This is a genomic window from Nonomuraea terrae, from assembly GCF_004348995.1.
Taxonomy (GTDB): domain Bacteria; phylum Actinomycetota; class Actinomycetes; order Streptosporangiales; family Streptosporangiaceae; genus Nonomuraea; species Nonomuraea terrae.
This window is the reverse complement of sequence record NZ_SMKQ01000129.1, coordinates 1-25,790: the sequence shown is the minus strand read 5'-3', so window position 1 is coordinate 25,790 and position 25,790 is coordinate 1. Positions and strand designations below refer to the sequence as shown.

32 protein-coding genes are annotated in these 25,790 nt (G+C 72.7%); 15 read left to right on the top strand and 17 right to left on the bottom strand.

Features of this window, described 5'->3' with window-relative positions; translation table 11 throughout:
• From E1286_RS31140 to E1286_RS31120, 5 genes are all read left to right on the top strand, one after another.
• On the top strand, positions 1-897 hold an 897-nt coding region (locus tag E1286_RS31140; RefSeq protein WP_165969994.1), incomplete at its 5' end, for a M1 family metallopeptidase.
• 50 nt (positions 898-947) lie between these two features.
• A complete protein-coding gene (locus tag E1286_RS31135) occupies positions 948-1,478 on the top strand; it encodes a hypothetical protein (protein ID WP_132618117.1) in 531 nt (176 codons plus the stop codon).
• 28 nt (positions 1,479-1,506) lie between these two features.
• A complete protein-coding gene (locus tag E1286_RS31130; RefSeq protein WP_132618116.1) occupies positions 1,507-2,112 on the top strand; it encodes a cyclodeaminase/cyclohydrolase family protein in 606 nt (201 codons plus the stop codon).
• Entirely contained in the window at positions 2,109-2,936 is an 828-nt protein-coding gene (locus tag E1286_RS31125; RefSeq protein WP_132618115.1) for a bifunctional 5,10-methylenetetrahydrofolate dehydrogenase/5,10-methenyltetrahydrofolate cyclohydrolase, read from the top strand. Before E1286_RS31130 ends, E1286_RS31125 begins: the two co-directional genes overlap by 4 nt.
• Before the next feature lie 76 nt (positions 2,937-3,012).
• A complete protein-coding gene (locus E1286_RS31120; protein WP_132618114.1) occupies positions 3,013-3,726 on the top strand; it encodes a type 1 glutamine amidotransferase in 714 nt (237 codons plus the stop codon).
• A 12-nt stretch (positions 3,727-3,738) separates the two neighbouring features.
• On the opposite strand, the gene E1286_RS31115 is transcribed toward E1286_RS31120, so the two are convergent.
• Entirely contained in the window at positions 3,739-4,830 is a 1,092-nt protein-coding gene (locus E1286_RS31115; protein WP_132618113.1) for an alpha/beta hydrolase, read from the bottom strand.
• A 76-nt stretch (positions 4,831-4,906) separates the two neighbouring features.
• Between E1286_RS31115 and E1286_RS31110 the strand changes: the two genes are divergently transcribed.
• Positions 4,907-5,566 (top strand): endonuclease V, encoded by a 660-nt coding sequence (locus E1286_RS31110; RefSeq protein ID WP_223190574.1) that lies wholly within the window; start codon positions 4,907-4,909, stop codon positions 5,564-5,566.
• A gap of 8 nt (positions 5,567-5,574) precedes the next feature.
• Here E1286_RS31110 and E1286_RS31105 read toward each other — a convergent pair whose 3' ends face one another.
• The gene (locus E1286_RS31105; protein WP_132618111.1) at positions 5,575-6,222 is read right to left on the bottom strand and encodes an NADPH-dependent F420 reductase; all 648 of its coding nucleotides are present in this window, start codon (positions 6,220-6,222) and stop codon (positions 5,575-5,577) included.
• Between the two features lie 68 nt (positions 6,223-6,290).
• On the opposite strand from E1286_RS31105, the gene E1286_RS31100 reads away from it, so the two are divergent.
• A complete protein-coding gene (locus tag E1286_RS31100; protein WP_246075376.1) occupies positions 6,291-6,653 on the top strand; it encodes a winged helix-turn-helix transcriptional regulator in 363 nt (120 codons plus the stop codon).
• A gap of 87 nt (positions 6,654-6,740) precedes the next feature.
• Here the strand turns inward: E1286_RS31100 and E1286_RS31095 are convergent, their stop codons facing one another.
• Both E1286_RS31095 and E1286_RS49480 read right to left on the bottom strand, forming a co-directional pair.
• Positions 6,741-7,028 carry a hypothetical protein gene (locus E1286_RS31095; protein ID WP_132618110.1) on the bottom strand — a complete coding sequence of 96 codons (288 nt, stop codon included), beginning with the start codon at positions 7,026-7,028 and terminating at the stop codon, positions 6,741-6,743.
• 34 nt (positions 7,029-7,062) lie between these two features.
• Complete coding sequence (locus E1286_RS49480) at positions 7,063-7,764, bottom strand: hypothetical protein (protein WP_223190572.1); 702 nt, start codon at positions 7,762-7,764, stop codon at positions 7,063-7,065.
• Between the two features lie 313 nt (positions 7,765-8,077).
• Between E1286_RS49480 and E1286_RS31085 the strand changes: the two genes are divergently transcribed.
• From E1286_RS31085 to E1286_RS31080, 3 genes are all read left to right on the top strand, one after another.
• On the top strand, positions 8,078-8,269 hold the full coding sequence (locus E1286_RS31085) for a hypothetical protein (RefSeq protein ID WP_132618109.1): 192 nt from the start codon (positions 8,078-8,080) through the stop codon (positions 8,267-8,269).
• Between the two features lie 61 nt (positions 8,270-8,330).
• Positions 8,331-8,486 carry a hypothetical protein gene (locus E1286_RS48215; RefSeq protein ID WP_165969993.1) on the top strand — a complete coding sequence of 52 codons (156 nt, stop codon included), beginning with the start codon at positions 8,331-8,333 and terminating at the stop codon, positions 8,484-8,486.
• Between the two features lie 74 nt (positions 8,487-8,560).
• Positions 8,561-9,118: a TIGR00645 family protein gene (locus tag E1286_RS31080; RefSeq protein WP_132618121.1), complete on the top strand. Its 558-nt coding sequence runs from the start codon at positions 8,561-8,563 to the stop codon at positions 9,116-9,118.
• 176 nt (positions 9,119-9,294) lie between these two features.
• On the opposite strand, the gene E1286_RS31075 is transcribed toward E1286_RS31080, so the two are convergent.
• The gene (locus E1286_RS31075; protein WP_223190570.1) at positions 9,295-10,092 is read right to left on the bottom strand and encodes an HAD family hydrolase; all 798 of its coding nucleotides are present in this window, start codon (positions 10,090-10,092) and stop codon (positions 9,295-9,297) included.
• A gap of 74 nt (positions 10,093-10,166) precedes the next feature.
• Between E1286_RS31075 and E1286_RS31070 the strand changes: the two genes are divergently transcribed.
• The gene (locus E1286_RS31070; RefSeq protein WP_132618108.1) at positions 10,167-10,526 is read left to right on the top strand and encodes a hypothetical protein; all 360 of its coding nucleotides are present in this window, start codon (positions 10,167-10,169) and stop codon (positions 10,524-10,526) included.
• Here E1286_RS31070 and E1286_RS31065 read toward each other — a convergent pair.
• Positions 10,523-10,996 carry a DUF2283 domain-containing protein gene (locus E1286_RS31065; RefSeq protein WP_132618107.1) on the bottom strand — a complete coding sequence of 158 codons (474 nt, stop codon included), beginning with the start codon at positions 10,994-10,996 and terminating at the stop codon, positions 10,523-10,525. The two genes, E1286_RS31070 and E1286_RS31065, sit on opposite strands and share 4 nt — an antisense overlap.
• Before the next feature lie 124 nt (positions 10,997-11,120).
• Between E1286_RS31065 and pyrF the strand changes: the two genes are divergently transcribed.
• Entirely contained in the window at positions 11,121-11,939 is an 819-nt protein-coding gene (gene pyrF / locus E1286_RS31060) for an orotidine-5'-phosphate decarboxylase (RefSeq protein WP_132618106.1), read from the top strand.
• Here pyrF and leuA read toward each other — a convergent pair whose 3' ends face one another.
• Positions 11,940-13,634, bottom strand: coding sequence for a 2-isopropylmalate synthase (gene leuA, locus E1286_RS31055; protein ID WP_246075375.1), 1,695 nt, complete (start codon positions 13,632-13,634; stop codon positions 11,940-11,942). It lies immediately after the preceding gene.
• Positions 13,635-13,809: 175 nt separating this feature from the next.
• Between leuA and E1286_RS31050 the strand changes: the two genes are divergently transcribed.
• Positions 13,810-14,496: a FadR/GntR family transcriptional regulator gene (locus E1286_RS31050; RefSeq protein ID WP_132618105.1), complete on the top strand. Its 687-nt coding sequence runs from the start codon at positions 13,810-13,812 to the stop codon at positions 14,494-14,496.
• A gap of 250 nt (positions 14,497-14,746) precedes the next feature.
• On the opposite strand, the gene E1286_RS31045 is transcribed toward E1286_RS31050, so the two are convergent.
• Entirely contained in the window at positions 14,747-14,962 is a 216-nt protein-coding gene (locus E1286_RS31045) for a hypothetical protein (RefSeq protein ID WP_132618104.1), read from the bottom strand.
• 53 nt (positions 14,963-15,015) lie between these two features.
• On the opposite strand from E1286_RS31045, the gene E1286_RS31040 reads away from it, so the two are divergent.
• Together E1286_RS31040 and E1286_RS31035 are read left to right on the top strand one after the other, a co-directional pair.
• Positions 15,016-15,516: an NUDIX hydrolase gene (locus E1286_RS31040; protein ID WP_132618103.1), complete on the top strand. Its 501-nt coding sequence runs from the start codon at positions 15,016-15,018 to the stop codon at positions 15,514-15,516.
• A gap of 77 nt (positions 15,517-15,593) precedes the next feature.
• Complete coding sequence (locus E1286_RS31035) at positions 15,594-16,154, top strand: dihydrofolate reductase family protein (protein WP_132618102.1); 561 nt, start codon at positions 15,594-15,596, stop codon at positions 16,152-16,154.
• Here E1286_RS31035 and rbsK read toward each other — a convergent pair.
• From rbsK to E1286_RS30990, 9 genes are read right to left on the bottom strand one after another with little or no spacing between them, the layout of a single operon-like run.
• A complete protein-coding gene (gene rbsK, locus E1286_RS31030) occupies positions 16,147-17,031 on the bottom strand; it encodes a ribokinase (RefSeq protein WP_132618101.1) in 885 nt (294 codons plus the stop codon). The genes E1286_RS31035 and rbsK overlap by 8 nt on opposite strands.
• Positions 17,028-18,356, bottom strand: a complete 1,329-nt coding sequence (locus E1286_RS31025; RefSeq protein ID WP_132618100.1) for an ADP-ribosylglycohydrolase family protein — start codon at positions 18,354-18,356, stop codon at positions 17,028-17,030. Before E1286_RS31025 ends, rbsK begins: the two co-directional genes overlap by 4 nt.
• Positions 18,353-19,492 (bottom strand): ADP-ribosylglycohydrolase family protein, encoded by a 1,140-nt coding sequence (locus E1286_RS31020; RefSeq protein ID WP_132618099.1) that lies wholly within the window; start codon positions 19,490-19,492, stop codon positions 18,353-18,355. The genes E1286_RS31025 and E1286_RS31020 overlap by 4 nt, the downstream gene beginning before the upstream one ends.
• The gene (locus E1286_RS31015) at positions 19,489-20,484 is read right to left on the bottom strand and encodes an ADP-ribosylglycohydrolase family protein (RefSeq protein ID WP_132618098.1); all 996 of its coding nucleotides are present in this window, start codon (positions 20,482-20,484) and stop codon (positions 19,489-19,491) included. The genes E1286_RS31020 and E1286_RS31015 overlap by 4 nt, the downstream gene beginning before the upstream one ends.
• A gap of 5 nt (positions 20,485-20,489) precedes the next feature.
• Positions 20,490-21,455, bottom strand: coding sequence for an ADP-ribosylglycohydrolase family protein (locus E1286_RS31010; RefSeq protein WP_132618097.1), 966 nt, complete (start codon positions 21,453-21,455; stop codon positions 20,490-20,492).
• Between the two features lie 14 nt (positions 21,456-21,469).
• Positions 21,470-22,771 (bottom strand): ABC transporter substrate-binding protein, encoded by a 1,302-nt coding sequence (locus E1286_RS31005; protein ID WP_132618096.1) that lies wholly within the window; start codon positions 22,769-22,771, stop codon positions 21,470-21,472.
• Positions 22,772-22,780: 9 nt separating this feature from the next.
• Positions 22,781-23,599 (bottom strand): carbohydrate ABC transporter permease, encoded by an 819-nt coding sequence (locus E1286_RS31000; protein ID WP_132618095.1) that lies wholly within the window; start codon positions 23,597-23,599, stop codon positions 22,781-22,783.
• Positions 23,599-24,513, bottom strand: a complete 915-nt coding sequence (locus tag E1286_RS30995) for a carbohydrate ABC transporter permease (RefSeq protein WP_132618094.1) — start codon at positions 24,511-24,513, stop codon at positions 23,599-23,601. The genes E1286_RS31000 and E1286_RS30995 overlap by 1 nt, the downstream gene beginning before the upstream one ends.
• A complete protein-coding gene (locus tag E1286_RS30990; protein ID WP_132618093.1) occupies positions 24,510-25,562 on the bottom strand; it encodes a LacI family DNA-binding transcriptional regulator in 1,053 nt (350 codons plus the stop codon). The genes E1286_RS30995 and E1286_RS30990 overlap by 4 nt, the downstream gene beginning before the upstream one ends.
• Positions 25,563-25,790 lie beyond the last annotated feature (228 nt).

Sequence of the window (25,790 nt, the reverse complement as noted above, 5' to 3'; positions counted from 1 at the left end):
CTGCAGGAGCCGTTCGGGGCGTTCACCTGGTTCCCGGTGAACGACCACCCGTCGGACGAGGCGCTCTACGACGTGGCGATCACCGTGCCGGAGGGCTGGTCGGGCGTGGCGCACGGGACGTACGAGGGCAAGACCTCCGCCGGGCGGACGAGCACGTTCCGGTGGCGGTCGACCGACCCCGTGGCCAGTTACCTGACGGTGTTCGCGGCCGACAGGTTCCGGATGTATCGGGACGAGGGGCCGCGCGGGATCCCGATCACGTACTGGATCCGGCCGCGGGACGTGCCGCGGCAGTTGCCCGTGGCCAGGCGGATGCCGTCGATCATGCGCTGGCTGGAGCGCAAGCTCGGCCCGTACCCGTTCCCGAGCGCCGGGCTGGTGGCCACGAGCGACTCCGGCATGGAGACGCAGCAGATGATCGCCCTCGGCCCCCTCTACATGCGGCCATCGGTGGTGGCGCACGAGCTGGCCCACCACTGGTTCGGCGACACCGTCACCCCTCGGACGTGGCGCGACCTGTGGCTCAACGAGGGCTTCGCGATGTACCTGGAGATGCAGTGGTACGCCGAGCACGAGGACGGCACCATCGACGACTTCATCGCCAACATCCGCCGCGTCGACGGCCGGCTGCGCCAGGAGGCCGGCCCGCCCGGCAGGTACCGGCGCGACTCGTTCGGCATCAGCAACGTCTACTACGGCCCGGCGATCATGCTGCACGAGATCAGGAAGCGGCTCGGCGACCGGAGGTTCTTCGCGATGTTGCGGGCGTGGGTCCAGGAGCACCGCAACACCACCCAGGACCGGGCGTCCTTCACCAAGTGGATCAAGGAACACACAGGCCGGGACTTCACCGAGCTCATCGACACCTGGCTCGACTCGCCGACCACACCGCGCTGACCGGCGACGGCTAGTACGTTGGACTGAAGCCGAACAAACGGGGTTGAATCATGTCAAACGGTGCACGTCACGCTCTCGGAGTCGTCGCCGGGCTGTTCCTGCCCGCGATCGTCACGGCCGCGCTGTGGTACGGCGTCGGTGATTTCGGACTGCAGGCCCAGCGGGACTTCCGGATCTCCTGGCCGGCGGTGGCCGCGCTGGCCGCCGCGGCGCTCCTGCTGGCCTTCCTGGCCGGATCGCGCCTGTCGCCCATCGCCTCGCTGTTCGGCGGCCTGGGGTTCACGACCCTCGGGGTGCTGCCCGTGCTGGAGCTCCTCGGCGGCACGCCGCTGCTTCCCGACGACCTGCTGCCCGGGGTCATGCGGACGGGCATGATGACCGTGGCGTACTCCGGGTTGCAGGCCGCACTCGGTGTGATGCTGCTGGTCGTGTCGATGTTCCCGTCCCGCTGGCGGGCTTTCGCCGCACGCTCGGCGCCGGAGGTCGCGCCCGCCTACGACACCGGGTACGACAAGACGCCGTCGATGTTCCAGCCGTACAACGAGCCCGAGGACACCACGAGGCCGATGTTCCGTCAGTGAGGTCCGGGCGGCCTGGAAGAATGCCGCCATGCGCGACTCTAGGATCGTCGACTTCCTGGCCGAGCTGGCCGACCGGGTGCCCGCGCCCGGCGGCGGCGCGACGGCCGCCCTGCACGCGGCGCAGGCCGCCGCCCTGCTCGGCATGGTGGCCCGCTACACCACCGGCGACAGGTACGCCACCCACGCCGAGACCGTGGCCGCCGTGACCGCCGAGACCGACGCCCTGCGGGCCGACGCGCTGAAGCTGGCCGAGGAGGACGCCGCGGCGTTCACCGTGGTCGCCGACGCCTACCGCCTGCCCAAGGGCGAGGAGCGCAGCGCGACGCTCGCCCGGGCACTGGCCGGCGCCGCCGAGCCGCCCGCCCGCGTGGCGGAGGCCGCCACCCGCCTGGTGGAGCTCTGCGAGCTGCTGCTGCCCATCGCCAACCGCAACGTCGTCACCGACGTGGCCGCCGCGGCCGAGGCCGCGCGCGCCGCCCTCACCACGGCCCGGATCAACGTCGAGGTCAACCTGGGCGGCATCGCCGAAGAACGGCTGCGCGCCGAGCTGGGCGCCCGTGTGGCCGGCGTCGACGCCGCCGTGTCCAGGGCCGAGCAGGTCACCGCCGCCGTACGCGAGGAGATCAACCGGTGAGGACGCTGAGCGGCAGAGACCTCGCCGCCGCCATCCGCGCGCAGGCCGAGGCGGAGGCGGCGGCCGGCCCGCAACCACGGCTGGCCGTCGTGGTCGCCACCGCCGACGAGGCGAGCCTGTGGTACGTCCGCTCGATCGCCAAGGCGGCGGCCGGCGTGGGCATCGCCTGCGACGTGGTCGACCTCGGCCCGGACGCGAGCCCCGACCAGATCGGCGAGACGCTGTCGCGGCTCAGCGCCGACCCCAACGTCCACGGCCTGATAATGCAGACCCCGCTGCCCGCGGGCGCCTCGGCGCAGGAGCTGGCCGCCGCCATCGACCCGCGCAAGGACGTCGACGGCGCCAACCCGCTGTCGCTGGGCCGGCTGGCCGCCGGGCTGCCCGCGTTCGCGCCGGCCACGGCGGCGGCCGTGATGGCGCTGCTCGACCACTACGAGGTGGAGCTGCCGGGACGCCGGGCCGTGGTGGTCGGCCGCTCCACCGTGGTGGGCAAACCGCTCGCCCACCTCCTGCTCGACCGGCACGCGACGGTCACCGTCGCCCACTCGCGCACCCGTGACCTGGCCTCGGTCACCTCCACGGCCGACGTGCTGGTCGCGGCGGCGGGCCGGGCGGGGCTGATCGGCGCCGGTCACGTGGCGCCCGGCGCGGTCGTGATCGACGTCGGCACCAACCCGACCGACGACGGCGGGCTGACCGGTGACGTCGACTTCGAGGCGGTCTCCCCCGTGGCCGGGGCCCTCACGCCGGTGCCCGGCGGTGTCGGCCCGGTGACCACCGCCCTGCTCCTGCGCCACACCGCGCGGGCGGCGAACCTTCCGTGACCCGGCCGCCGCACCGTACACGTGTTCAGGCTCACCCGCGCGGAAGACGTGGACGAGCGCATTCTGGAGGCATCTGATGGCTGACATCCTCGTCGTGCAGAACAGCAAGAGCGGCGGCCCGAGCCGGGTGGGCGGCTGGCTGGAGCAGGCCGGGCTCGGGCTCGACGTCGTGCTCGCCCACGAGGGCGCCCCGCTGCCGGCCCGGCTGGAGCACGACGCCATGATCATGCTGGGCGGCGGCTACCTGCCGGGCGAGGACGACCGGGCCCCGTGGCTGCGCGACGCCCGGCGGCTGATGGGTCAGGCGCTGGAGGACGGCGTGCCGGTGTTCGGCATCTGCCTCGGCGGCCAGATGCTCGCCGAGGTGGCGGGCGGCGAGGTGACCGGCGACGTCGGCGCACCCGAGAACGGCAGCCTGCCGGTCACCATCAGGCCCGAGGCGGCGGCCGACCCGCTCTTCCACGGGCTGCCGCCGGTGGTGCCCGCCGTCGAGCACCACAAGGACGCGATCACCCGGCTGCCGGACGGCGCCGTCCACCTGGCGGAGACCGAGCGCTGCCCGTACCAGGCGTTCCGCATGGGTGAGCGGGCGTGGGGGGTGCAGTTCCATCCGGAGGTGCTGCCGGAGCGCATCCGCGGGTGGACGGCCGACGGCTTCGACCCGGCCGAGGTGTACGAGCGGGCGGTGGCGGACGAGCCGGTCTCCACCCCGATCTGGCACCAGGTGACCACCCGCTTCGCCGCGATCGTCACCGAGCGCGCCCTCGGGCCGGTGGCGCGGGGGATGTAGGGAGCTCCCGCTCTAAACGAGGGCTTCGGTGATGGCCTGGGCGGTGGCCTGCCAGATCGGGGTGGTCGGCAGGATGACGTCGAAGTGGTCGCCCGGCATTTCCAGATATGTCACGTCATCGCCGGCCTCCCGGGCGGCCCTGGCGTAGCGGCGGCCGAAGTCCACGAAGTCGAGCTCGTCCCCTGTGCCTTGGACGATCAGCTGCGGCGCCCCGACGGGCACCCGGTGCAACGGCGACGCGGCACCGTACGTCTCGTCCAGCGCGACAGCCCCCGCAGAGGGATGCGCGGGGTCGGAGGGGTGGCCGAGGGCGGTGGCGGTGGCGCCGGCGCTCAGCCAGCGGCGGTCGGCCTGGACGAGGTCGAGCACGCCGGCCAGCGACACGGCGAGCCTGGCCCGCGCCCCGTCGGCCACGGCCCGCAGGACCAGCTGCGCCCCGGCCGAGTGTCCGGCGAGGGCGACCCGGTCCAGGTCGAGGCCGGGATCGGCGCCCTCGATCGCGGCCAGGCCGGCGGCCACGTCGGCGACCGTGGCGGCCCAGCCGTGCCGGTCGGGGCGGCGGTACTCGAGGTTCCACACGGCGAGACCGCGTGCGGTCAGGTCGGCGCAGAGGGCCTCCATGAGGTCGGCCGCCCAGATCGAACGCCAGTATCCGCCGTGCACCAGCGCCACGACCGGCGTCCCGCCCGCGCGTCCGGACGGGAGGTACAGGTCGGCCCACTGCTCGGCGGAGCCGTCGCCGTAGGAGATCCGCCGGGTGGGCGGGTGGCGCAGACGGTGGACGGCGTGCCGGACGCCCCACGCGAGCCCCCACAGACCCCGCCCATGGAGGTGTCCCGCGCCCTCGACGCGTTCGAGGTCCACCCAGGCCACCACCTCAGGCCCGAGCGGCTGCCCGATCAGCGCCCGCGCCTCGGGCGACGGCCCTGGGACGACGACCGCCGCGCCGCTCCCCCGTACGAGGGCGCGCAGGTGGGCGGCGTCACGGGCGTGGGCCACCGCGCCGCGTACGTCCCAGACCGCGAACTCGCGGGTGGCGATCTCCTCCAGCAGCGCCGCGTCGGCGGGCACCCCGGGGCCGGCGACCACCAAGATCTCGCTCATGCCGCCGACCTTACCGAACGCCTCTCCGGACGCCTCGCCGGACGCCTCTCCGGCCGATCGGTATAGCGTTGGCCCCGTGCAGGTCGAGCAACTCCACCCCTGGCCGTCCAGCGTCGCGGAGGCGGAGGCCGTGCAAGATCGGCTCCGCGGTCACGTCGAGCTGACCGGCCCCGCCACGTTCACGCTCGTCGCCGGCCTCGACGTGCACTACCACGGCGACGAGGCGCTGACGGCGGCGGCGGTCGTGCTCGACGCCGCCACGCTGGCGCCTGTGGAGCAGGTGGTGGCGCACGGGCGGGCGGCCTTCCCGTACGTGCCGGGTCTGTTCGCCTTCCGCGAGCTGCCCGCCCTCGTGGAGGCCCTGGAACGGCTCACGGTGACGCCCGACCTGCTGGTCTGCGACGGGTACGGTGTTGCCCACCCGCGCGGCTTCGGCCTGGCCTGCCACCTCGGCGTGCTGACCGGGCTGCCGGCGCTGGGCGTGGGCAAGACGCCCTTCGTCGGCGTCCACGAGACGCCCGGACCGGAACGCGGGGCCTGGACGCCGATCGTCCACGAGGGCGCCACGGTGGGCCGGGCCCTGCGCACGCGGCCAGGGGTCAAGCCGGTCTACGTCTCGCAGGGCCACCGCGTCTCGCTGGACACGGTCACGGAGCAGGTCCTGCGCCTGACGCCCCGCTACCGCCTCCCCGAGCCGATCCGCCACGCCGACCACCTGGCCCGCCACCCCTCCTGACGCGGGCGTCAGCCCGGGCGGTGCGTGCCCGAGGAGGCGAGGGGCGGCAGGACGGCCTGCGCGTCCGCACCCCCGAACCACAAGCTGATCACGAACGCCGCCGTCGCCTCCAGCAGTACGGCCCGTTCCAGCCCTCCGGCCACGACAGGGGTGCAGCCGAGGTCGGCGACCAGCGTACGCACCGCCTCCAGGGCCACCGGGTCGTCGCCGCACAGCGGCACGGCCAGCGCACGGCCGTCGAAGACCGGCGGCGTCATCCGCCACACGTCCACATGACACAGGTTGAACGCCTTGACCACGTGCCCGCCGCTCACCTCCGCGACCATCGGGGCGAGCGGGCGCGCGGGGTCGAAGTGCGCGGGGCCCGCGTTGGTCACGTCGACGAGCGGCTTGCCGCGCAGCGCCGCCCCCGCGGCGGCGAGCGTGCCGGCGAGCCCTTCTGCCGGTACGGCCACCACCACGACGTCACCGAACGCGGCCGCCTCCGCCCAGCTCCCGGCCCGCACCACCGCGCCGCCCCGCTCGGTCATGCGCGCCGCCTGGGCGGCGCTCTTCCCGAGGTCCCTGCCGCTGATCATGATGTCGTGGCCGGCCGCGGCCCACTGCGTGCCCAGCGCGTCGGCCATCCCGCCCGCGCCCAGAATCCCGATCCTCATGTACGTCCTCCATCCGCAACGGGCTTTACTTGCAGGAAGACCGTAGAGATTCCGACGCACACCATTCGGTGCTCGACGAAAGGCCGCCGTTGTTCCTCGCCGACTGCCAGGCCAGGCTCGCCTTCGACCTCATGTCCAACACGTGGAACGCGGTCGTCATCTGGGCGCTGCGCCACGGGCCGCGGCGGCCGGGCCGGTTGCGTGAGGAGATCGGCGGCATCAGGCCCAAGGTGCTCACCGAGACGCTGCGGCGCCTGGAGCACAACGGCCTGGTGGCGCGCCGCGCGTACGCCGAGGCCCCGCCGAGGGTCGAGTACGAGCTGACCGCCTTGGGGCGCTCGCTGCTGGGCCCGATCGGGGCGTTCGGCGAGTGGGCCCACGATCACGCCGACGAGGTGCTGGCCGCCCAAGACGGGGACGAAAGCCGCTGATCGTCCGACCGCCGTAGCAGGGGAGGGCGGCCGGCGCGGTCGCGGCCGATGATCCCCGCCGCATCGGCGCGGCGGGGATCACGTCCGTCAGCGACGGTCGAGCCGGGCGATGCCCTTGCCCTCCACGATGTGCTGCGGTCCGTTGGCGAAGTTACCGCCGTTGATGCTGTTGTCGCTGTTGACGGCGCCGTTGGCGTTGTCCCAGTTGCCGCTGTTCACCTGGCGCCCCCGAACGCGGTAGTTACCGCTCTTCCAGGAGTTGCCCCGGTCCCTGACCCAGTCGTGCCCGGCGTGGGCCACGGCCGCCGAAGCACCTTCCGGCGACGGCGTGGACACCACGACCGCCGACATCACCAGCACGAGCGGCGCAGCCATGCCGGCCCTTTTCATCAAGCCCCCCATCGCGCACTCACCCGGCCGGAGAAACGTCCTGTGGCCCGTTGGCCGTATTTCCGCCGTTGCTGTTGTTACTGCTCCCCGTCGAGCCGTTGGTGTTGGAGAAGTTTCCGCTGTTGATCGCCTTACCTTCATTATGGTAGTTCCCACTGTTTGTCGAGTTTCCGCTGTTCTCCGGGCCGTTGACGCACTTCGTGGGCGAATTGTGCGATGGGGAGTTGTAGGCGACCAGCCGGTTACCGCAGAAAACGCTGGGCAGCGTTTCCATGACGGTGCCCAGGTCGGCGCCCACCGCCCGCTTGAACAGCGAGGAGAGCTCCCCCGGCGCCGACGCGCTGGTCGGCGTCGACACGGTGGTCTCCTCGGGTTCCTCGGCCGCCGATGCGCCGGCCCCGGTCAGCAGCGCGCCGCAGCCGAAAATGGTGATCACCGCAATCCGTACGATTGCCCTCAACGCATCCCCCCGCCATTTCGTGACTTGATTCGCCGACGATAGCAGCGGGCCATGGAATATGAAGGTAAGCAATCGTGAGGGTTTGCGGAAAATGGGTGGCGACTTTCGGGCCGTCGTCGCGCACGTCATTTCGATCGGAGCCGGTGTGATGGTGGAAGCCCCGAGATCCGGCGGATGCCGCCGTTCGCGTTGATGGTGCCGGTTCTCGCGGACGATGTGACCCGGTCCGCAGCCCACCGCACGTTCGAGGAGAAGCGCCATGGAATTTCCCCAGCGGGTCCCGATTCAGCCCGGCCGGTGCGCCGACGGCGACGCGACGAAGCTCGCGCGCCGTGAGCGCCGTAGCCGTTCCCCCCAGGCTGCCGTCGTTTCCAGCCCCTGTGCGGATCTTCGTGAACCATCACCGCACATCGTGACAACAGCTGCATGTTCCTGCCTCCCGGAACAGCCAGGACACCGGCCCGGGAAGAAGCTTCGAATCTCGCTGGATGACGATGCTTTTACGGAGCGTTGCTTTACCACTACGCTGGGTAACACCGTCGAGGGTTCCTCGTTACCGTCCCCAGGAGGTTCCATGCGTTCCACCCCCCGCCTGCTCGCGGCCGCGGTCGCCGCCGGAGCCGTGGCCCTGCTCGCCGCGCCGGCGCACGCGGCCATCGATCCCGCCACGCTGGGCACCTGCGTGTCCGAGTCGGTGAGCGACTTCACCGCCCACCCCGACCTCTTCACCGCGAAGACCCCGGTCGTGGACTGCTTCCACGCCTGACCCACATCCCCTCAGACAGCGCGATCAGCGTCTACGAAGAATGCAGCAGCAAGGAGTTCCGTTGAAGGTCCGCTTCCTGACCGTCGTCGTCACCGCCTTCGCGGTGGCGGCCGTCGCACCACCGAGCATCAAGGAAACCCTCGAAACACTCGGCGGCGGCACACCCCTCGTCACCGTGGAGACCTGGGTCCACCACGTCAATCTCCTGACCTCCTAGTGCGTCCGGCGCAACTGTCCGTGGCCCAGACGCCGACGGGGCCACGGACTCCTCTGGGACACGTCGGCTATGTGATGTTCCTCAGCCGGTGGATCCAGGTGCCGCTCTACCTGGGGCTCATCGTCGCCCAGGTCGTCTACGTGTGGCGGTTCCTGGCCGAGCTGGTGCATCTCGTCCACCTGGGATTCGGAGGCCACCCTCCGGAGACCACGGTCATGCTGATCGTCCTCGGCCTCGTCGACGTCGTGATGATCTCCAACCTGCTCATCATGGTGATCATCGGCGGTTACGAGACGTTCGTCTCCCGGCTGCGCATCGAGGGCCACCCCGACCAGCCGCAGTGGCTTTCGCACGTCAACGCCAACGTGCTGAAGGTCAAGCTGGCCATGGCGATCATCGGCATCTCGTCCATCCACCTCCTGCAGATCTTCATCAACGCGGCCCGGCCGTCCATCACCGACAGGGAGCTCATTTGGAAGACCTTGATCCATCTGACCTTCGTCGTCTCCGCGCTGGCGCTCGCCCTGATCGACCGGATCATGGCGGGTGGCCACCCGCACGAGGGTGCGGCCAACGGAGAGCGGCCGGTGGACCGGCAGCCGGAGAGGCAGCCGGAGCGGGTGGTCGCCTAGGCCGCCGCACCACGTCGCCGTGCCGCGCGGGACATTCCTGATGACTCTGACCGCGGAGCCCCCGGGCGCCTGCGGCGGCTCCGTCCTCGACGGCCGCCCCGCGGCGCCCGGGGACGACCCGCGGCGCCGGGGCATTCACCCGTGCCCGCCCGTGAGCAGGGCGGGCACGGGTTCCGTCATGCGAAGAGCCGCTCCAGCACCTCGGCCACGCCGTCCTCGTCGTTCGACAGCGTCCGGTGCTCCGCCGCCGCCAGCACCATCGGGTGGGCGTTGGCCATCGCGTAGCCGGCGCCCGCGTAGAGCAGCACGGACAGGTCGTTCGGCATGTCGCCGAAGGCCACCACGTCGCCGGCCGCGACGCCCCTGTGCTGGCAGAGCCGCTCCAGCGTGCCGGCCTTGGTCACGCCCGCGGCGCTGATCTCGAGCACCCCGTCCACGCCCGAGTGCGTGACCTCAGCCAGGTGGCCGACGGCGGGCGACACCGCCGCGTACATCTCGTCCGCCGTGTGGGCGACCGACAGGGCGAGCAGCTTGACGATCGGCTGGTCATGGTCGAAGACGGACTCGACCTCCCGGTAGAACGCGAGGTCGCTCTCGACGCGCCGGGTGTAGGCCGACTCGGCCAGCACGCCCCTGCCGGTCTCGACGGCCAGGCCGACGCCGGGCAGCGACTGGGCGAGGGCCTCGGCGACCTTGCGCGCCGCCACGGGGTCGAGCGGGCTGCTGGCGGTGATCTCGTCGGTCTCCACGTCGTACACGACCGCGCCGTTGCTGCAGATGGCGGTGCCGGTGACGCCGGCCCGGGCGGCGATCTCCCTGGCGCCGCGCGGTGCCCTCGCGGTGACGAAGACGATCTCGGCGCCCGCCGCGCGGGCCGCCCGCAGGGCCTGCCGGGTACGGGCGGTGACGGTGCCCTCGGAGGTGAGGAGGGTGCCGTCGAGGTCGGTGGCCACGATGCGTGGAGGTGTATTCACAGACCGATTATCCCGACCCGAGGGGAAAGATCCACATCTAGGCTCGCTGGTCCCCTTCTGTGTAGAGTGCGCGGGTGCTCACCACCCCCCGCCCCGACGACCGCGTCGCGTCCGCGTTCCGCTTCGCCACCGAGCTGGTGGCCTGGGTGGCGACGCCCTGGGCGCTGGCGGCGACGTCGGTTCCGCTGGCGGTGCTGTCGGTGGCGGTGCTGATCGGCCTGCCGACGGTGTTCTCCACACCGGGCGACAAGCGCAGTGTGATCGTCGCCGTGCCGGGCTTCGTGACGATCGCCCTGGTCGTCCTGCACGTGCTCGTCGCGGTGGCGGCGGCCTGGGCGGCCTGGCACGCGATCGCCGCCGCGCTGGTCACCGTGCTGGCGGTGGTGACGGTGGTGCTGGAGCTGCCGCGCTGGCGGTGGCTGCTCAGGCGCTAGAGACGCATCTCCGACGGCAGCAGCGTCGCCGCGTCCGTCAGCTCCACGCCCAGGAGTTCCCCTGAGCCGGCATAGTCGAGCACGACGTCCTCCGCGACGACCTGGCGCACGGCCTCGCCGGGCCCGACCTCGTGCTTCATCGCGATGTAGGCGACGTTGCTCTCCTGGTGCCAGGTGACGTACACGGTCCTGGCGCGGGACTGCGGCAGGTCGTCGGCGGCGAGCAGCCCCTCGCCGGCCTCGTGCGACCCGGCGAGCGCCGCCCGGACCGTGCTCATCGCCAGTTCGACGGCCTCCATCGCGTCGAACCCGGTGACCTTCCGCTCGTGCTCCCACCCTTCCAGCCCGTCGATCCGGTACGGGCACGACCAGTCACCCGTCGGCTCCTCGTAGGGCAGGCCGATCGTGACCACGACGTCACGTGGCGGATCGGTGCGCAGCGCCAGCACCCGTTGGGCGATCTCGTACATGTCAGCTGATCTACCCCGAGGCCATTCATGGAAGACTCGCTTCAGCGGAAGGGGCTTCGTGGCCTATTGTCGCCCGAGTAGACGATTCGAGCCGCCGCGCCCGCGGTGGCGGGGGAGCGGTGAGATGGACGATTCGTTCGGGGCGCGACTGCGGGCCAGGATGGACGAGCGGGGGCCGCTGTGCGTGGGCATCGATCCGAGCCCCGCCCTGCTGCAGGCCTGGGAGCTCGACGACTCCCCCGCCGGCCTGGAGCGCTTCAGCCGCTCGGTGGTCGACGCCGTGGCCGACGTCGCCGCCGCGGTCAAGCCGCAATCGGCCTTCTTCGAGCGCTGGGGCAGCCGCGGCATCGCCGTGCTCGAACGCACCATCGCCGACCTGCGTGACGCCGGCGCGCTGGTGATCCTCGACGTCAAGCGGGGCGACATCGACAGCACGATGGCCGCCTATGCCGAGGCCTACCTCGACCGGGGCAGCCCTCTCGCCGCCGACGCCGTGACGCTGAGCCCGTACCTCGGGTTCGGGTCGCTGGAGGGGGCGATCGCCTCGGCGGTGGCCAACGACGCGGGCGTGTTCGTGCTGGCCCGCACGTCGAACCCGGAGGCGGCCCCGCTGCAGCGGCCCGTGGCAGGGCAGGTGCTGGCCGGGGCCGCCGCGGCGAACGCGGGCCACTCGCCGTTCGGGCCGGTCGGGGTCGTGATGGGCGCCACGCTGCCCCTGCTGGAGGAGTCGCTGGACGACCTCAACGGGCCCGTCCTGGCTCCAGGGCTGGGCGTGCAGGGCGCGTCGCCCGCCGACGTGGCGCGGGTGTTCGCGTCCGTACGGCATGCCCTGCTGCCGTCGGTCTCCCGCGCCGTGCTGGCCGACCCCGGGCGGCTGCGGGAGCGTACCCTCGCCTATCGGGAGGAGTGCGTCGCGCACCTCACCGCCGCCCCGGTGGTGTGATCAGGCAGCGCGGTTGACTGCGGCCAGCACCGCGTGCACCGAGGCCGTGAGCGCTGACGTGTCCACGGCCGCGCCCCAGTACGTCGCGCCGCCGACGCGCGCCTCCACGTAGGCGATCGCCCGGCCGTCGTGGCCGGGGTCGAGGGCGTGCTCGGCGTAGTGCAGGATGTCGACGTCTACGCCGCCGGCGGCGAACGCCCCGGCCAGCGCCGACAGCGGGCCGTTGCCGGTGCCGCGTAGCAGGCGGCCGTCGCGCAGCGTGCCGGTGAACTCGTGGACGCCCGGCCCGGTCTGCGCCGTGTTCCACTCCGTCAGCGGGCTCGGCTCCCCCGGCGCCAGGTAGGTGGCGCGGAACAGCTCCCACAGCTGCTCGGCGGTGACCTCCTCGCCGCTGCCGTCGGTGGCCCGCTGCACGACCTGAGAGAAGTCGATCTGCAGCCGCCGGGGCAGTTCCAGTCCGTGACGGCTGCGCAGCAGGTACGCGATGCCGCCCTTGCCCGACTGGCTGTTGACCCGGATCACCGCCTGGTAGTCGCGGCCCACGTCGGCCGGGTCGATCGGCAGGTACGGCACGTCCCACGGCGCGAGCTCCGGCGGCACGCCCAGCTCGGCGGCCCGCTTGGCGTGGTGGGCCAGGCCCTTGCCGATGGCGTCCTGATGGGTGCCGGAGAAGGCGGTGTACACCAGGTCGCCGGCGTACGGGTGGCGCTCGGGCACGGGCAGGCGGTTGCAGCGTTCGACCACGCGCCGGACCTCGTCGATGTCGGACAGGTCGATCATCGGGTCGACCCCCTGGACGTGCAGGTTGAGCGCGAGGGTCACCAGGTCGACGTTGCCGGTGCGCTCGCCGTTGCCGAGCAGGCAGCCCTCCACCCGCTGCGCGCCCGCCAGCAGGGCCAGCTCGGCGCAGGCCACGCCGGTGCCGCGGTCGTTGTGCGGGTGGACGGAGAGGATCACCGCGTCCCTGCGGTCGAGGTGGCGGTGCATGTACTCGATCTGGTCGGCGTACACGTTGGGGGTGGCGACCTCGACCGTGGCGGGCAGGTTGTGGATCACGGGGCGGTCCGGCGAGGCGTCCCACAGGGCGGTCAGGTCGTTGCAGACCTCCAGCGCGTAGTCGGGCTCGGTGAGGTTGAACACCTCGGGGGAGAACTGGAAGCGGATGTCGCGGTCGCCGGCCAGGCGGGCGACGTGAGCGGCGGCGTCCATGATGAGGTCGCGCAGCTCGCGGCGGTCGTGGCCGAGCACCACGTCGCGCCAGGTGGGGGCGGTGGCGGTGTACAGGTGCACGACCACCCGGGACATCCCCTCGATCGAGGCGAACGTACGCTCGATCAGGTCGCGGCGGGCGGCCGTGAAGACCACCACGCTCACGTCGTCCGGCACGGCGCCGGAGGTGGCCAGGTGGCGGACGAAGTCGAAGTCCGGCCGGCTGGACGACGGGTAGCCGACCTCGATCTCCTTGAAGCCCATGGTCGTGAGCAGGTCGAACATGAGGCGCTTGCGTTCCGGGTCCATCGGCTCGACCAGGGCCTGGTTGCCGTCGCGCAGGTCGACCGGCACCCACAGGGGCGCCTGGGTGAGGCGCCGCGCGGGCCAGGCGCGCTCGGTCAGCGGCACCTCGACGCGCTCGTGGGCGGGGCGGTAGCGGTGGGAGGGCATGGTGCTCGGACGTTGCCGGTTCCAGACGTACATTGCTTCCTTGCTGTCTCGCTTGGCGGGAAGGACCGGCGGAGACCCTGGACACCGCGGCGGGGTGCCGGTCGCGGTCAGGCCCCGCCGCGGCGGCCGAGAAGCAGCAGACCGTACGACGTCATGGCGGTACACTAAATCACACCACAGGTCCTCAGACAAGCTGATAGGTTCGCCGATGCCTCTCGCCTCCCTCCGTCCGAGCCCGCTCGTCGAGCAGGCCACCAGTCACCTGCGCGAGCAGATCGCCAGCGGCGAGTGGCCCGTCGGCACCCGGCTCCCCGGCGAGAACGCGCTGGCCAAGACGCTCGGGGTGGGCCGTTCCACGGTGCGCGAGGCCCTGCGGGCCCTCGCCGGTGCGGGTCTGGTGCGGGCCCGTCAGGGGTCGGGGGTGTTCGTGATCGCCGCCGAGCCGGCCGAGGACTGGCCGGTCCGGCTGCGCCGCGCCGCCATCGCCGACGTGTACGAGGTCCGCATGATGGTCGAGACGCAGGCCGCCCGCCTGGCGGCGCGGCGGCGTACGGACGAGGACGTGACGGCGATCGAGGCGGCGCTGGAGGCGCGCGCCCGTGCGGCGGCGGGCGACGACGCCGCCTTCGTGGACGCCGACATCGCCCTGCACGCGGCGGTCGTGGCGGCGGCGGGCAATCCGGTGCTGACGGACCTGTTCGCGGAGTTCGCGCCCGCGCTGCGGGAGCGGCTGGTCGACCTGGTGGAGCTGCTGCGGCTGCGCGACCACGACCGCGAGCCGGGGCACGAGTCGCACGCGGCGCTGGTGAGGGCCGTCCGCGACGGCGACGGCGACACGGCCGCTTCCGTCCTGGAGGCCGAGCTCCGGCAGACCTTCGCCCACCTGCGGCAATAGCCTGGGGCGGCCGGCGGGATCCACTTCGCGGAACATCACCGGCTGATGCTCTCAACGGCGGCTCGGGCACGGCTCGGGCACGGCTCGGGCACGGCTCGGGCACGGCGAGATCCGGCCGCGGCGGGCCACCGTAGCCGGTCGATCGGCCGCGTCCGGCCGGCCCTTGGGTCGAGCGGCGGCGTCCGGCGGGCCCTTGGGACACGAGCGGTGGACTGCGGCAGGCTCGTGGGTCCGGAGCGGGTGCGTGCGGTCAGCCGGTGGGGCCGGCGTCGGGGCGGGTGACGTCCTCGTCCTCGTCCTCTTCCGGCCCCTCCGAATGCCACGGCTCTTCCTCGTCATCGGGAAGGTCCGCGAGGAGCGGCCGGCGGCTCTTGGGCGTGTCCGACCCCGACCGCTCGGCGACCACGTCGCTCTCCCCCTCGATCCCGTCGATCGTCTCGGGCAGCTCATCGGGTGTTTCGGTCATGGCCCTCACCTGCCCTGCGTATACCCCCCAAACCGGCCTGTTAGGGTCCAAACGTGATCGTTGCTGAGCGTCCTACTGCCCGCGTCATCCTGGCCGACCCCCGGGACCGGGTGCTGCTGTTCCGGTTCGTCCCGCCGGCCCCGTGGCCGAAGGAGCCCTCCTGGCACCTGCCCGGCGGCGGGATCGAACCCGGCGAGACCCCGGCGCAGGCGGCGGCCCGCGAGGCGCTGGAGGAGACCGGCCACGTGCTCGACCCGGCCGCCCTGGGCGAGCCGGTGGCGGTGAACGAGGGCACGTGGTCGAACGAGGGCCGCCACTTCCACACGGTGAGCTCGTACTTCTTCGCCCGGGTCGCGGCCGCGACCGTGGCGCCCACCGTGCGGGAGGACCACGTCAGCGAGGAGTGGCTGAACGGCAACCGCTGGTGGAGCGCCGGGGAACTGGCGGCCACGCGGGAGCGCGTGTTCCCGCCCGGCCTGGCCGCGCTCCTGCCCGATCTGCTGACGGGGACGCGGCCCGTGGCCGCCGTACGGCTCCACTGGACGCACGACTGAAAATTCTTTCTCCCACGATGTCGAGAAGACGTGCGCCGCTCCGACCCCCTGCCGGACAACGGAGAAGGAGCACATACATGAGCAAGATCATCTACTGGGTGCACACCTCGCTCGACGGCCACATTCACGGCCCGAACGGCGAGTTCGACTGGGCGCAGATGGGGCCGGAGCTGTCGGCGTACGGGGACGAGGTGCAGTCCCGGGTCGGCACCTTCCTGTACGGGCGCGTCGTGTGGGAGATGATGTCCGGCTACTGGCCGCACGCCGAGTCGATGTCCGACGACCCGCACGACCTCAAGTTCGCGCCGATCTGGCGGAGCACGCCGAAGGTCGTGTTCTCCACGACGCTGCGGGAGGCCGGCTGGAACACCCGGATCGTCTCCGGCGACCTCGGCAAGGAGGTCGCGGAGCTGAAGCGGCAGGCGGACGACGACCTGCTGCTCAACGGCGGGTCGCGGCTGGCGTCCGCGCTCACCGCGCTCGGCCTGATCGACGAGTACCACGTCATGGTCCACCCGGTGGTGCTCGGCGGCGGCCGGCCGTTGTTCCCGCCGCAGGAGCGGATGGACCTGCGGCTCGCGGACTCGCGGGTGTGCGACGGGCGTACGGCGGTGCTGCGCTACGACCGGGTCAGCTGAGGGCGTTCTCGATCTCGTGGCGGGTGGGCATCGAGGTGCTCGCGCCCTCCCGCTGCACCGACAGCGCCGCCGCCGTCGACGCGAACCGCAGCGCCTCCGCCATGCCGCGCCCCTCGGCACGGGCCACGGCAAGCGCCCCCACGAACGTGTCGCCGGCCGCCGTCGTGTCCACGGCCTTGACCGCGGCGGCGGGCACCCGCAGCCGCTCCCCGGAGCGCGCCCCGTACAGCGCGCCGTCGGAGCCGAGCGTGATGACGGCCTCCTGCACCTGCTCCAGCAGCGCGTCGAGGGCGGCCTCCGGCCCGGAGACGCCCGTGATGGCGGCGGCCTCGTGCTCGTTCGGGACGATCGTCGTGACGGCGCCGAGCAGCTCGTGCGGCAGTGGCCGGGCGGGCGCCGGCGTGAGGTAGACCGGCACCCGGGACACCTGGGCGGCCTGCGCCGCCGCCACGACACCCTCCATGGGCAGCTCCAGCTGGAGCAGCAGCGCGTCGGAGCGGGCGATCGCCGCCATGTCCTCGCCCGATGGCCCGGTGACGGTGCCGTTCGCGCCGGGGACGACGATGATCGAGTTGCCGCCGTCGTCGTCGACCACGATGTGCGCGATGCCGCTGGACCCGGGCACCTGGCGCAGGCCGCGCACGTCGACGCCGGCCTCCGTGAGCGCGGCGCGCAGCTCCGCCCCGAAGCCGTCGTCGCCCACCGCGCCCAGGAACGCCACCTGGACCCCGGCGCGGGCGGCGGCGATCGCCTGGTTGGCGCCCTTGCCGCCGGGGATCGTGCGGAATCGGTGACCTGTGACCGTCTCCCCCCGTTCGGGGGCCTGGGCGACGTACGCGACGAGGTCCATGTTGGCGCTGCCGAATACCGAGATCATGAGGCCATCATCTCCTGAGTACGGGCGGCGAGCTCGCCCAGCCCCACGCCGTCGAACCCGGTCAGGCTGCTGGCCAGGGCGTCGCGCAGCCGCCACCGCTCCGGCACGCCGCCGTTCAGCGCGCCCGCGAGGGACCCGGCGGTGGCGCCGGCGGAGTCGGTGTCCCAGCCGCCGGCGACCGCGCCGGCGATCGTCGCGGTGAAGTCGCCGCGGCCGTGGATCAGCGTGGCCGCGATCAGGGCGGCGTTGTGGATGGTGTGCACCCAGTGCACGGCGCCGTGCCGCTCGTGCAGGAGGTCGACGACGCGTTCGAAGTCGTCCTCGCGGGCGGCGTCGGCGGCGGCCAGGCGTACCGCCTCGTGCAGGCGCGAGCCGCGCGGCACCACGGACAGGCCGGCGTCCACGACCTCCTCCGCCGACGTGGCGACCAGCGAGGCGGCGCACATCGCCGCCGTGAACATCGCCCCGTAGATCCCGTTGGCGGTGTGCGTCAGGCGGGCGTCTCGCCAGGCGTACTCGGCCGCCGTGGCCGGGTCACCCGGGTTGACCCAGCCGTACACGTCGGCCCTGATCAGCGCGCCGATCCACTCGCGGAACGGGTTGCGGTACGTGGCCGTCGCCGGCGGCTCCACACCGTCGAGCAGGTTGCGGTACGCGATCCGCTCGGCGGTGAACGTCCGGCCGGCGGGCAGCTCGTCCAGCCAGAGCTTGGCCACGTCGTCGGTGGTGAAGCCGCGGCCGTGCCGCTCCAGCACCGACAGTGCCAGCAGCGGATAGTTGAGGTCGTCGTCCTCGGGGATGCCGTCGATGTTCTCGGCGAGGGAGTTGACGGCGCTGCGCCGGTTCCACGGCCAGCGGCGGGCGACGTCGTCCGGCAGGCCCTTGGCGGTGAACCAGCCGCGGATCGGCCAGTTGCCGGTGGCCTCGGCGATCTCCCTGATGCCTTCACGCGGGATCTTCTCGACGGGCTTGCCGAGCACGCACCCGGCCGCCCGCCCCTGCCAGGCGCCCAGCACCCGGGCGGGGTCCACGTCGCGCCGGCCGGCGGCTGAGGGCCAGTCGGGGCAGGCGGCGACGATGGCGTCCAGGTCGGACGGCTCGTCCAGCGGCGACGGGATCGCCGCCAGCTCGTCCAGCAGCCGCTCGGCGAGCCGGCGCAGCCGCGCGGCGCCCGGCTCGGAGGCGCCGGCCCTCGGCGGGGCGTCGTGCCCGCCGGCCGCGTGCCAGCGCTCGGCGATCTCGCGCACGTCGCGGCCGTCCTCCGCGGCCTGGCGCAGCTCGTGCCCGACGAGGTCCTCGGGCTGGACCCAGGTCAGCCGGATCATCGGCCGTCGAGCTCCGCGAAGGCCGCCTCGTGGCGGCGACGGCGGGCCACGTCGTCGGCGTGCACCCGGCGGGCCACCTCCGCGATCGCCAGCCCGGGAGCCACCAGGTCGGTACGGCTGGCCGCCCCCACCTGCTCCACCCACGCGGACGGCACGGCGGACAGCCCGCCGAGCGCGCCCGCGATGGCGCCGCCCATGGAGGCGATCGAGTCGGCGTCGCGCCCGTAGTTGACCCCGCCGAGCACCGTGTCGCGGTAGCCGCCCTTGGCGATCACCAGGAACCCGAGCGCCAGCGGCAGCTCCTCGATGCTGTGCACCCGGCTCGGCCGCCGCGCGCCCAGCCCCTGGTCGCGGTAGGTGTCGGCGACCGTGTCGAAGGGGCGCATGGCGGCGCGCAGCGTCTCGAACGAGCCCTCCCAGTGCGTCAGGCCGGAGGCGGCCTCGCAGACGGCCTCGATGGCGGCCCGCGTGCCGTCCTTGGCCAGGCGCAGGCAGGCCGCGACCACGGAGTCGGCACTCGCGCCGGGGCGCATGGCCTCGGCGACGGCGGCGGCCATGACGCCGGCGGCCTCGCGGCCGTAACTGGACTGGTGGGCCCCGGTCAGGTCGATGGCCTCGGCGTAGGCGGCGTCGGGGTCTGCGGCGTTGACGATGCCGACCGGGGCGACGTACATGGCGGCGCCGCAGTTGACGATGTTGCCGACGCCGGCCTCACGCGGGTCGACGTGCCCGTAGTGCAGGCGGGCGACGATCCACTTCTCGGCCAGGAAGATCCGCTGCAGCGGCAGCGCCTCGGTCTCCAGCTCGGGGATCCAGCGCCGCTCGCCCATCAGCTCGGGCACCAGGTGCTCGGCCATCGCGTACGCGTCGAGGTGCCCGCCGGCCTTGTCGTACACGCGGATCAGGGCGTGCGTCATGAGGGTGTCGTCGGTGATGTGGCCGTCGCCCTTGTGGTACGGCGCGATGGGGCGGGCGTTGCGCCAGTCCTCGTTGAACGGCGGCACGATGCCCTCGACGCGGCCGCCGTAACGTTCCACGATCTGTTCGGGCGTCCAGCCTTCGGTTGCGCCGCCCAGCGCGTCACCGACCGCTGCCCCCGCCACGCAGCCAGTGGCCCTGTCCTCAAGCGGCGTCATGCGATTCCCTCCGTGAGATGACTCGTGAGATTGTCCGCTACTTCGATGAGATCCCGCCCGGCCAGATCGGGCAGGCAGCAGCCGGCCAGCGTACGGACCGACGCGATCCACCCCTCCGGGATCGCGTCGAACCCGCCGCAGGCCCCAGCCAGCGCCCCGGTCAGCGCCGGCGCCGAGTCGGCCACCGGCGCCAGGCACGCCGCCGCGGGCACGGCCCGGCCCAGCTCGCCGCCGGCCGCCTCGGCCAGCGCCAGCGCCAGCGGCACCGTCTGCGCGGCGCCCACGGCGTAGCTGTAGACGTGGTCGAGCAGCACCGCGTCCAGTGCCGGCACCGCGGCGAACGGGTCTCCCGCCGCGCGGGCGGCGTCCAGCGCGGCGCGCGCGTTGTGCCCGATGGCGGTGTCGGGCGGCAGGACGGCGAGCGCCGCCTCGACCGCCCGGCCGACCTGCCCGGACGCGACGGCCTCGGCCACCGCGGCGGCCATGGCCCGCGCGCCGAGCACGCCGTCGAGGGCGTTGGTGACCTGGGCGTCCTCGGTGGGATCGCGCCCGATGGCGCCGTACGCGACCGCCCGGATCGCGGCGGCGTCGTCGAAGTGGTGCGGATTGTCGTGCCCGGACGCGGGCGGCTCGACGCCCTTGGCCAGGTTGTCCAGCGCGGTCGCCACGGAGATGCGCGCCCTGACGTCCGTCAGCTCCCTGAACGCCTCGGCGCGCGGCCGGTCGCCACGGAGATCGATGGTCAGCGCCGTCCAGGCGAGCCACTCGGCGTCGTCGGACGGCCCGATCCGCAGTGGCGCGACCGGCTGGTTGAGCGCGAACGGCACCGGCAGCGTGGTGACGCGGTGCTCCTCGGCGAACGCGTCGAGCTCGCGGTACAGGCGGCGGCTCCACGGCGCGTGCAGCGCCGAGCGGTGGCGGCCGGCGGGCCAGCCGGCGGCGTCGCCGACGGCGAGCCCGGCGAAGGCCCCCCTGATTCTGTCCCCCGACATGTGATCTACAGTCCTTCCACCAGCTCGTCGGCTGTGTCCAGCACGTGTCTCCCGGCGACGACGGGCAGGCATTTGCCCGTCACGGGCCCGATCCTGGCGGCCCAGCGGGCGGGGACGCCCGCTTCGCCCTGCGAGGCGCCCGCCACGGCGCCGGCGATGGCGCCGATCGTGTCGGCGTCGCGGCCCAGGCTCACCCCGAACGTCACGGACTCCTCGACGTCGCCGTCACCGGCCAGGAACGCGGCCAGGGCCAGCGCGACGGCCTCGGGCGCGATGTCGGTCCAGGGGTAGTGGCGGACGACCACGGCCTCGTGCAGCGCCTCGACGGCTTCCTCGCCGCGTCCGCGCGGCCCGCCGGCGGCGAGCACCTCGCAGACCCGCACCACGTTCCTGGCCGTCCAGGAGTCGGCCGGGATCACCGACAGCGCGGCCTGCACCACGTCGCGGGGCTCGGCCCCGGCCATGGCCGCGGCCACCGCGCCGGCGACCGCCCGGCCGCCCGCGATGCCCTCGCCGGACCCGCTGACCAGCCCGTCCTGCTCCACCAGCCGCGCCGCCTCCGCCGGGTCGCCGGGGCAGAAGATCCCGTACGGCGCCGCCCGCATGGCGAGCCCGTCGGACCAGCCGTGCTGGTGCACGAGCCCGGTCAGCGGCGGTTCGAGGCCGCGGCGCAGCGCCTCGACGGTGCCGAGCTCGGAGAAGCCGGCCCCGCGCATCGGCCCGGTCGCCCGCGGGATGATCTCCGTGCGGTACGCCCGCTCCACGTCGTGGGAGGTCAGCCCGTGCCCGCGCCGCACCAGCATCGACGCGGCGAAGATGGCGTACTCGGTGTCGTCGGTGCCGCCGCCCTCGATCTCGGTGAGCCGCCCCCACCGCCGGCGGATCTCCACGGGTGTGAGGTTCTCGGCGGGCGCCCCGAGGGCGTCGCCGGCCGCCAGGCCGAGCAGACACCCCCGGGCTCTGTCCCTCACTTGGCTGCGATCCGTCACCGGTGGTAGCGCTCCAGCACCTGGTTGCCCTCCTCGACCAGCCGCTTGGCCACCTCGTCGAGGCTGATCTTGTTGGCGAAGTACTCCTGGAGGACCGGCGTGGCGACCTTGCTGCGCCACTCGTCGTAGCCGTTCACCTTGAGGAACGGGGCCACGACGAGGTTCTGCGCCGAGGCGGTGGCGACGTCCCAGCCGTTCTCCTTCGTGGTCATCGCCGCGTCGGCGGCGGCCTTCTGGGAGGTGGGCAGGAGCCAGTCACCCTTGGCGAGCTTGGCCTGGTTGGCGGCGTTCAGGAAGAACGAGATGAACTGCATGGCCTCGTCCGGGTGCTCGCTCTCCTGCGCGATCGACAGCGTCTGGGAGACCGCGCCCTGCTGGGCCGAGGTGCCCTTGGGCGCGGGCAGCGTGACCCACTCGAACCCGTCGGGCGCCTGCTCGACCACCTGCTGGCGCAGGTAGACGCCGGTCGGCAGCATCGCGAACTTGCCCTGGAAGAACGCGGGCAGCGGGTCGGCGGTGCCCTGGCCGAGCGCGGCCGGGTCAGCGGACTTGTCCTTGTAGAGCTGGTCGTGGATGCGCTGCAGCACCTCGCGCTCCTCGGGGCCGACCTTGACGGTGGTGTTGCCGTCGGTGGTCTGGAAGAACGTGCCGCCGAAGTTGAGCGCCAGGTTGAGGGTCTTGTTGACCGGCGACTTCATCGCCCAGGCCACGCCGTACCGGCCGTCCTTGGTCATCTTCTTGGCGGCCTCGGAGAACTCGTCCCAGGTCCACGGTTCCTCGGGGGTCGGCACGCGCGCGCCCGACTCGTCGAGCAGCTTCTTGTTGGCGATGATGACCTGCGACTCCTGCAGGAACGGCACGCCGTAGACGCCCTGCTCGCCCTCGCCGCCGGCGAAGGTGACGGTGTCCCAGGCGTGCTGCGGGATGTCGCTCTTCAGCTCGGCCGGCAGCTTGCCGGACAGGTCGAGCAGGTAGCCGTCGGAGGCGAACCCGGCCAGGGCGGGCGAGTCGTTGTGGATGACGTCCGGCGCCGTGCCGCCCGCGAACTGGGTGACGAGCTGGTCGTTGACGTTGTCCCAGCTGCCCTGGACGTAGGTGACCTGGATGTCCGGGTGAGCCTTGTTCCACTCGTTCACGAGCTCTTTGTTCGCGGCAACCGATTCCTTCTGCCACGCCAGGCTGAGGAAATCGAGCTTCACCGGCTCGCCGGGGCCGGCCGGCTCGCCGCCGCCTCCCCCGCCGCACGCGGCGGCGAGCGTGACGATCGCCGCGGCCGCCAGAGCGGACTTGATACGCATAGGTGCCTCCTAGCCCTTGACGGCGCCGGCCATCAGGCCGGACTTCAGACGCCGCTGGATGATTGCGAAGAAGATCAGGCTCGGGATCGTCGCCATGAGCGACGCCGCGGCCAGCGGTCCGAGCCGGGCCACCCCCTCGGGGCCGGTGAACCTCACCAGCGTCAGCGGGAGTGTCATGACGTCGGGGTCCTGGAGGAACACGAGCGCGAACATGAACTCGTTCCAGGACGAGATGAACGCGAACAGCAGCGTCGCGACCACGCCCGGGGCCAGCAGCGGGGCCACCACGCTGACGATCGCGCGCAGCCGGCTCGCGCCGTCCACCGAGGCGGCCTCCTCCAGTTCGCGTGGCACCGCGCGGACGTACCCCTGCAACATCCACAGCGCGAACGGCAGGGTGAACGTCACGTGCACGGCCACCAGGCCCGGCAGGGTGTTGACCAGCTCCAGGTCCCGCATGATCAGGAAGAGCGGGATGATGATCAGGATGAACGGGAACACCTGGCTGACCAGCACCCACCCGATCGCGATCCGGCTGACCAGGCTGCGGTAACGGGCCATCGAGTACGCCGCGGGCAAGGAGATCAGCACCGTCAGCAGGCTGCTGGCCAGCGCCACGACCAGGCTGCGCAGCGCCGCGCCGACGAGGTCCTGCTCACCGAACGCGTCGGTGAAGTTGGCCAGCGTCGGCTCGCCCGGGATCCACGTCGGGCTGGTCAGCGCCATCTCCTGCGGCGTCTTCAGCGCCGTGGACAGCAGCCAGAGCAGTGGGAACGCCAGGAAGACGACGTACGCGAGCAGCGCGGCGTACAGCGGGACGCGTCTCATCACTTGGCCTCCCTCATCTGGCGCCACAGGTAGAGCCCGAGCACCGCGAGCACGACGATCGCCATGGCCAGGCCGAGCATCGAGGCGTAGCCGGCGGCCCGGTAGCGGAACGCCTCCTCGTAGGCGAACAGCATCGGCAGCCGCGTCCGTCCGCCCGGGCCGCCCTGCGTGAGCACGTAGACCAGGCCGAACTGGTTGAAGTTCCACACGAAGTCGAGCGAGGTGATCGCCACGATCACCGGGCGGAGCTGCGGCAGCGTGATGTTCCAGAACCGCCTCCAGCGGCCGGCGCCGTCGACCTCGCCGGCCTCGTACAGCTCCTTGGGGACGTTCTGCAGGCCGGCGAGCAGCACGACCGTGGTCTGCGGCATGCCCGTCCAGACGCCCACGACGATGATGGCGGGCAGCGCGAGCGAGAAGTCGGCCAGCCAGTTGATGTCGGTGCCGAGCAGGTCGTTCAGTATGCCGGCGTCGGGGTGGTAGACGAGCTTCCACATCAGGCCGATGACCACCGGCGGCATCGCCCACGGCACCACCGCCAGCACCCGCGCCACGCTCCTGAACCGCAGGTTCATGTTGAGCAGCAGCGCGAGGCCGAGCGCGGCCAGGAACTGCAGCACGGTCACCGAGATCGACCAGATCGCGCCGATCTGGAACGACGCCCAGAACTGCTCGTCGGAGAGCATCCGGGTGAAGTTCTCCAGGCCGACGAAGCTCGTCTCGTGGACGCGGGTGTTGCGGGCGTCGGTGAACGCCAGGCCGATGCCGTACAGCAGCGGGCCCACGCTGAACAGCAGCACCGGCACCATGGCCGGCAGCATCAGCAGCCACATCTCCCGCTTCTGGCGCGACGCCCCGCGCCGCTTCGCGCGCGGCGCCCGGGGCGGCGCCGGTCTCGTCGCGGTCGCCGTCACGCGCCGCCCTCCTTCCTGTCGGAACCGTCCGAGGCGCCCTCGTACGCGGGACCGGCCGTCGAGGCGCGTACGGCGAGCCGGGGCGCCACGGTGACCACCCGGGGCTCGCTGTCGCCGCCCCGCAGCCGTTCGAGCAGCAGCTCGGCGGCGACCTTGCCGCGCTCGGCCGAGCCGAGCGAGACGCTGGTCAGGGACGGCCAGGAGGCCGCGGCCAGGTCGGTGTCGTCCATGCCGACCACCGCGACGTCGTCCGGCACCCGCCGGCCGGCCGCGCGCAGCACGTCGAGCGCGCCGAGGGCGATCAGGTCGTTGGCGCACATGAGCGCGTCCACGTCGGGCACCCGGGCGAGCAGCTCCGCCACCGCGCGGGCGCCCTCGGCGCGGTAGAAGTCGCCGATCTGCACGAGGTCGTCGTCGTAGGGCAGCCCCAGGTTCTCCAGCGCCTCCCGGTAGGCCGCCCCGCGGGCCGCGCCGGGCACGGTGTCGATCGGGCCGTTGACCATGGCGATGCGTCGACGGCCCAGCGCGTAGAGGTGGTGGACCGCGAGCCGGACGCCGGTGCGGGAGTCGGCGCGGACGTTGTCCACCGGGGTGCCCTCGGGGACGGAGCCGATGATCACGACGGGGGCGCGGGCCGCGGCCAGCATCTCCAGGTGGGCGTCGGTGACCCGCAGCGGGCTCATGATCAGCCCGTCGACGTAGCGCTCGCCGAGGCTGTGCAGGACGTCGATCTCGTCGGCGGCGACGGCGTCGGTGGAGTGCAGCACGAGCCGGTATCCGGCGGCCTTCAGCACCGGCTGGATCTGGCGGAGCATGGCGAGGTAGGCGGGGTTGCCCACGTCGGCCATGGCGAAGGCGACCTGGTTGGTGCGGCGCGACTTGAGCGACCTGGCCACGGCGTTGCGCACGTAGCCGAGCTCCTCGGCCGCCTTCAGCACCTTGCGCTCGGTCTCCTGCCGGGTCGGCAGGCCGTTCAGCACCCGCGAGACGGAGGCGATCGAGACACCGGCGCGCTCGGCGATCGTGTTGATCGTGGGTCCGTCGGCCAAGGCTGTCCTTCCATCCTGGCGTAAACGTTTACCAACATCTGTAAACGTTTACGGTGTGGTGGACATGAAACCTGCGCGTAACGTCCGGGTCAAGTCACGATCCCATAACACCAAGCTCGGCCGTCGATACGGCAATGGGCGGCCCCCTGTCCTGCGAACCACGGCGGACAGGCCCGGAGGCCGGGGCGGGGATCGCACCGGCCTCCGGCGTCTCAGTCGCGGGCGGGC

Coding starts and splice junctions, on each gene's coding strand:
- E1286_RS31135 (WP_132618117.1), top strand. CDS start 948: ATGTCAAACGGTGCACGTCACGCTCTCGGAGTCGTCGCCGGGCTGTTC.
- E1286_RS31045 (WP_132618104.1), bottom strand. CDS start 14,962: ATGACCGAAACACCCGATGAGCTGCCCGAGACGATCGACGGGATCGAG.
- E1286_RS31085 (WP_132618109.1), top strand. CDS start 8,078: ATGCGTTCCACCCCCCGCCTGCTCGCGGCCGCGGTCGCCGCCGGAGCC.
- E1286_RS49480 (WP_223190572.1), bottom strand. CDS start 7,764: ATGGCGCTTCTCCTCGAACGTGCGGTGGGCTGCGGACCGGGTCACATC.
- E1286_RS31120 (WP_132618114.1), top strand. CDS start 3,013: ATGGCTGACATCCTCGTCGTGCAGAACAGCAAGAGCGGCGGCCCGAGC.
- E1286_RS31130 (WP_132618116.1), top strand. CDS start 1,507: ATGCGCGACTCTAGGATCGTCGACTTCCTGGCCGAGCTGGCCGACCGG.
- E1286_RS31105 (WP_132618111.1), bottom strand. CDS start 6,222: ATGAGGATCGGGATTCTGGGCGCGGGCGGGATGGCCGACGCGCTGGGC.
- leuA (WP_246075375.1), bottom strand. CDS start 13,634: ATGTACGTCTGGAACCGGCAACGTCCGAGCACCATGCCCTCCCACCGC.
- E1286_RS31025 (WP_132618100.1), bottom strand. CDS start 18,356: ATGATCCGGCTGACCTGGGTCCAGCCCGAGGACCTCGTCGGGCACGAG.
- E1286_RS31115 (WP_132618113.1), bottom strand. CDS start 4,830: ATGAGCGAGATCTTGGTGGTCGCCGGCCCCGGGGTGCCCGCCGACGCG.
- E1286_RS31035 (WP_132618102.1), top strand. CDS start 15,594: ATGAGCAAGATCATCTACTGGGTGCACACCTCGCTCGACGGCCACATT.
- E1286_RS31015 (WP_132618098.1), bottom strand. CDS start 20,484: ATGTCGGGGGACAGAATCAGGGGGGCCTTCGCCGGGCTCGCCGTCGGC.
- E1286_RS31080 (WP_132618121.1), top strand. CDS start 8,561: ATGTTCCTCAGCCGGTGGATCCAGGTGCCGCTCTACCTGGGGCTCATC.
- E1286_RS31065 (WP_132618107.1), bottom strand. CDS start 10,996: ATGTACGAGATCGCCCAACGGGTGCTGGCGCTGCGCACCGATCCGCCA.
- E1286_RS31000 (WP_132618095.1), bottom strand. CDS start 23,599: ATGAGACGCGTCCCGCTGTACGCCGCGCTGCTCGCGTACGTCGTCTTC.
- E1286_RS31005 (WP_132618096.1), bottom strand. CDS start 22,771: ATGCGTATCAAGTCCGCTCTGGCGGCCGCGGCGATCGTCACGCTCGCC.
- rbsK (WP_132618101.1), bottom strand. CDS start 17,031: ATGATCTCGGTATTCGGCAGCGCCAACATGGACCTCGTCGCGTACGTC.
- pyrF (WP_132618106.1), top strand. CDS start 11,121: ATGGACGATTCGTTCGGGGCGCGACTGCGGGCCAGGATGGACGAGCGG.
- E1286_RS31050 (WP_132618105.1), top strand. CDS start 13,810: ATGCCTCTCGCCTCCCTCCGTCCGAGCCCGCTCGTCGAGCAGGCCACC.
- E1286_RS31020 (WP_132618099.1), bottom strand. CDS start 19,492: ATGACGCCGCTTGAGGACAGGGCCACTGGCTGCGTGGCGGGGGCAGCG.
- E1286_RS31095 (WP_132618110.1), bottom strand. CDS start 7,028: ATGGCTGCGCCGCTCGTGCTGGTGATGTCGGCGGTCGTGGTGTCCACG.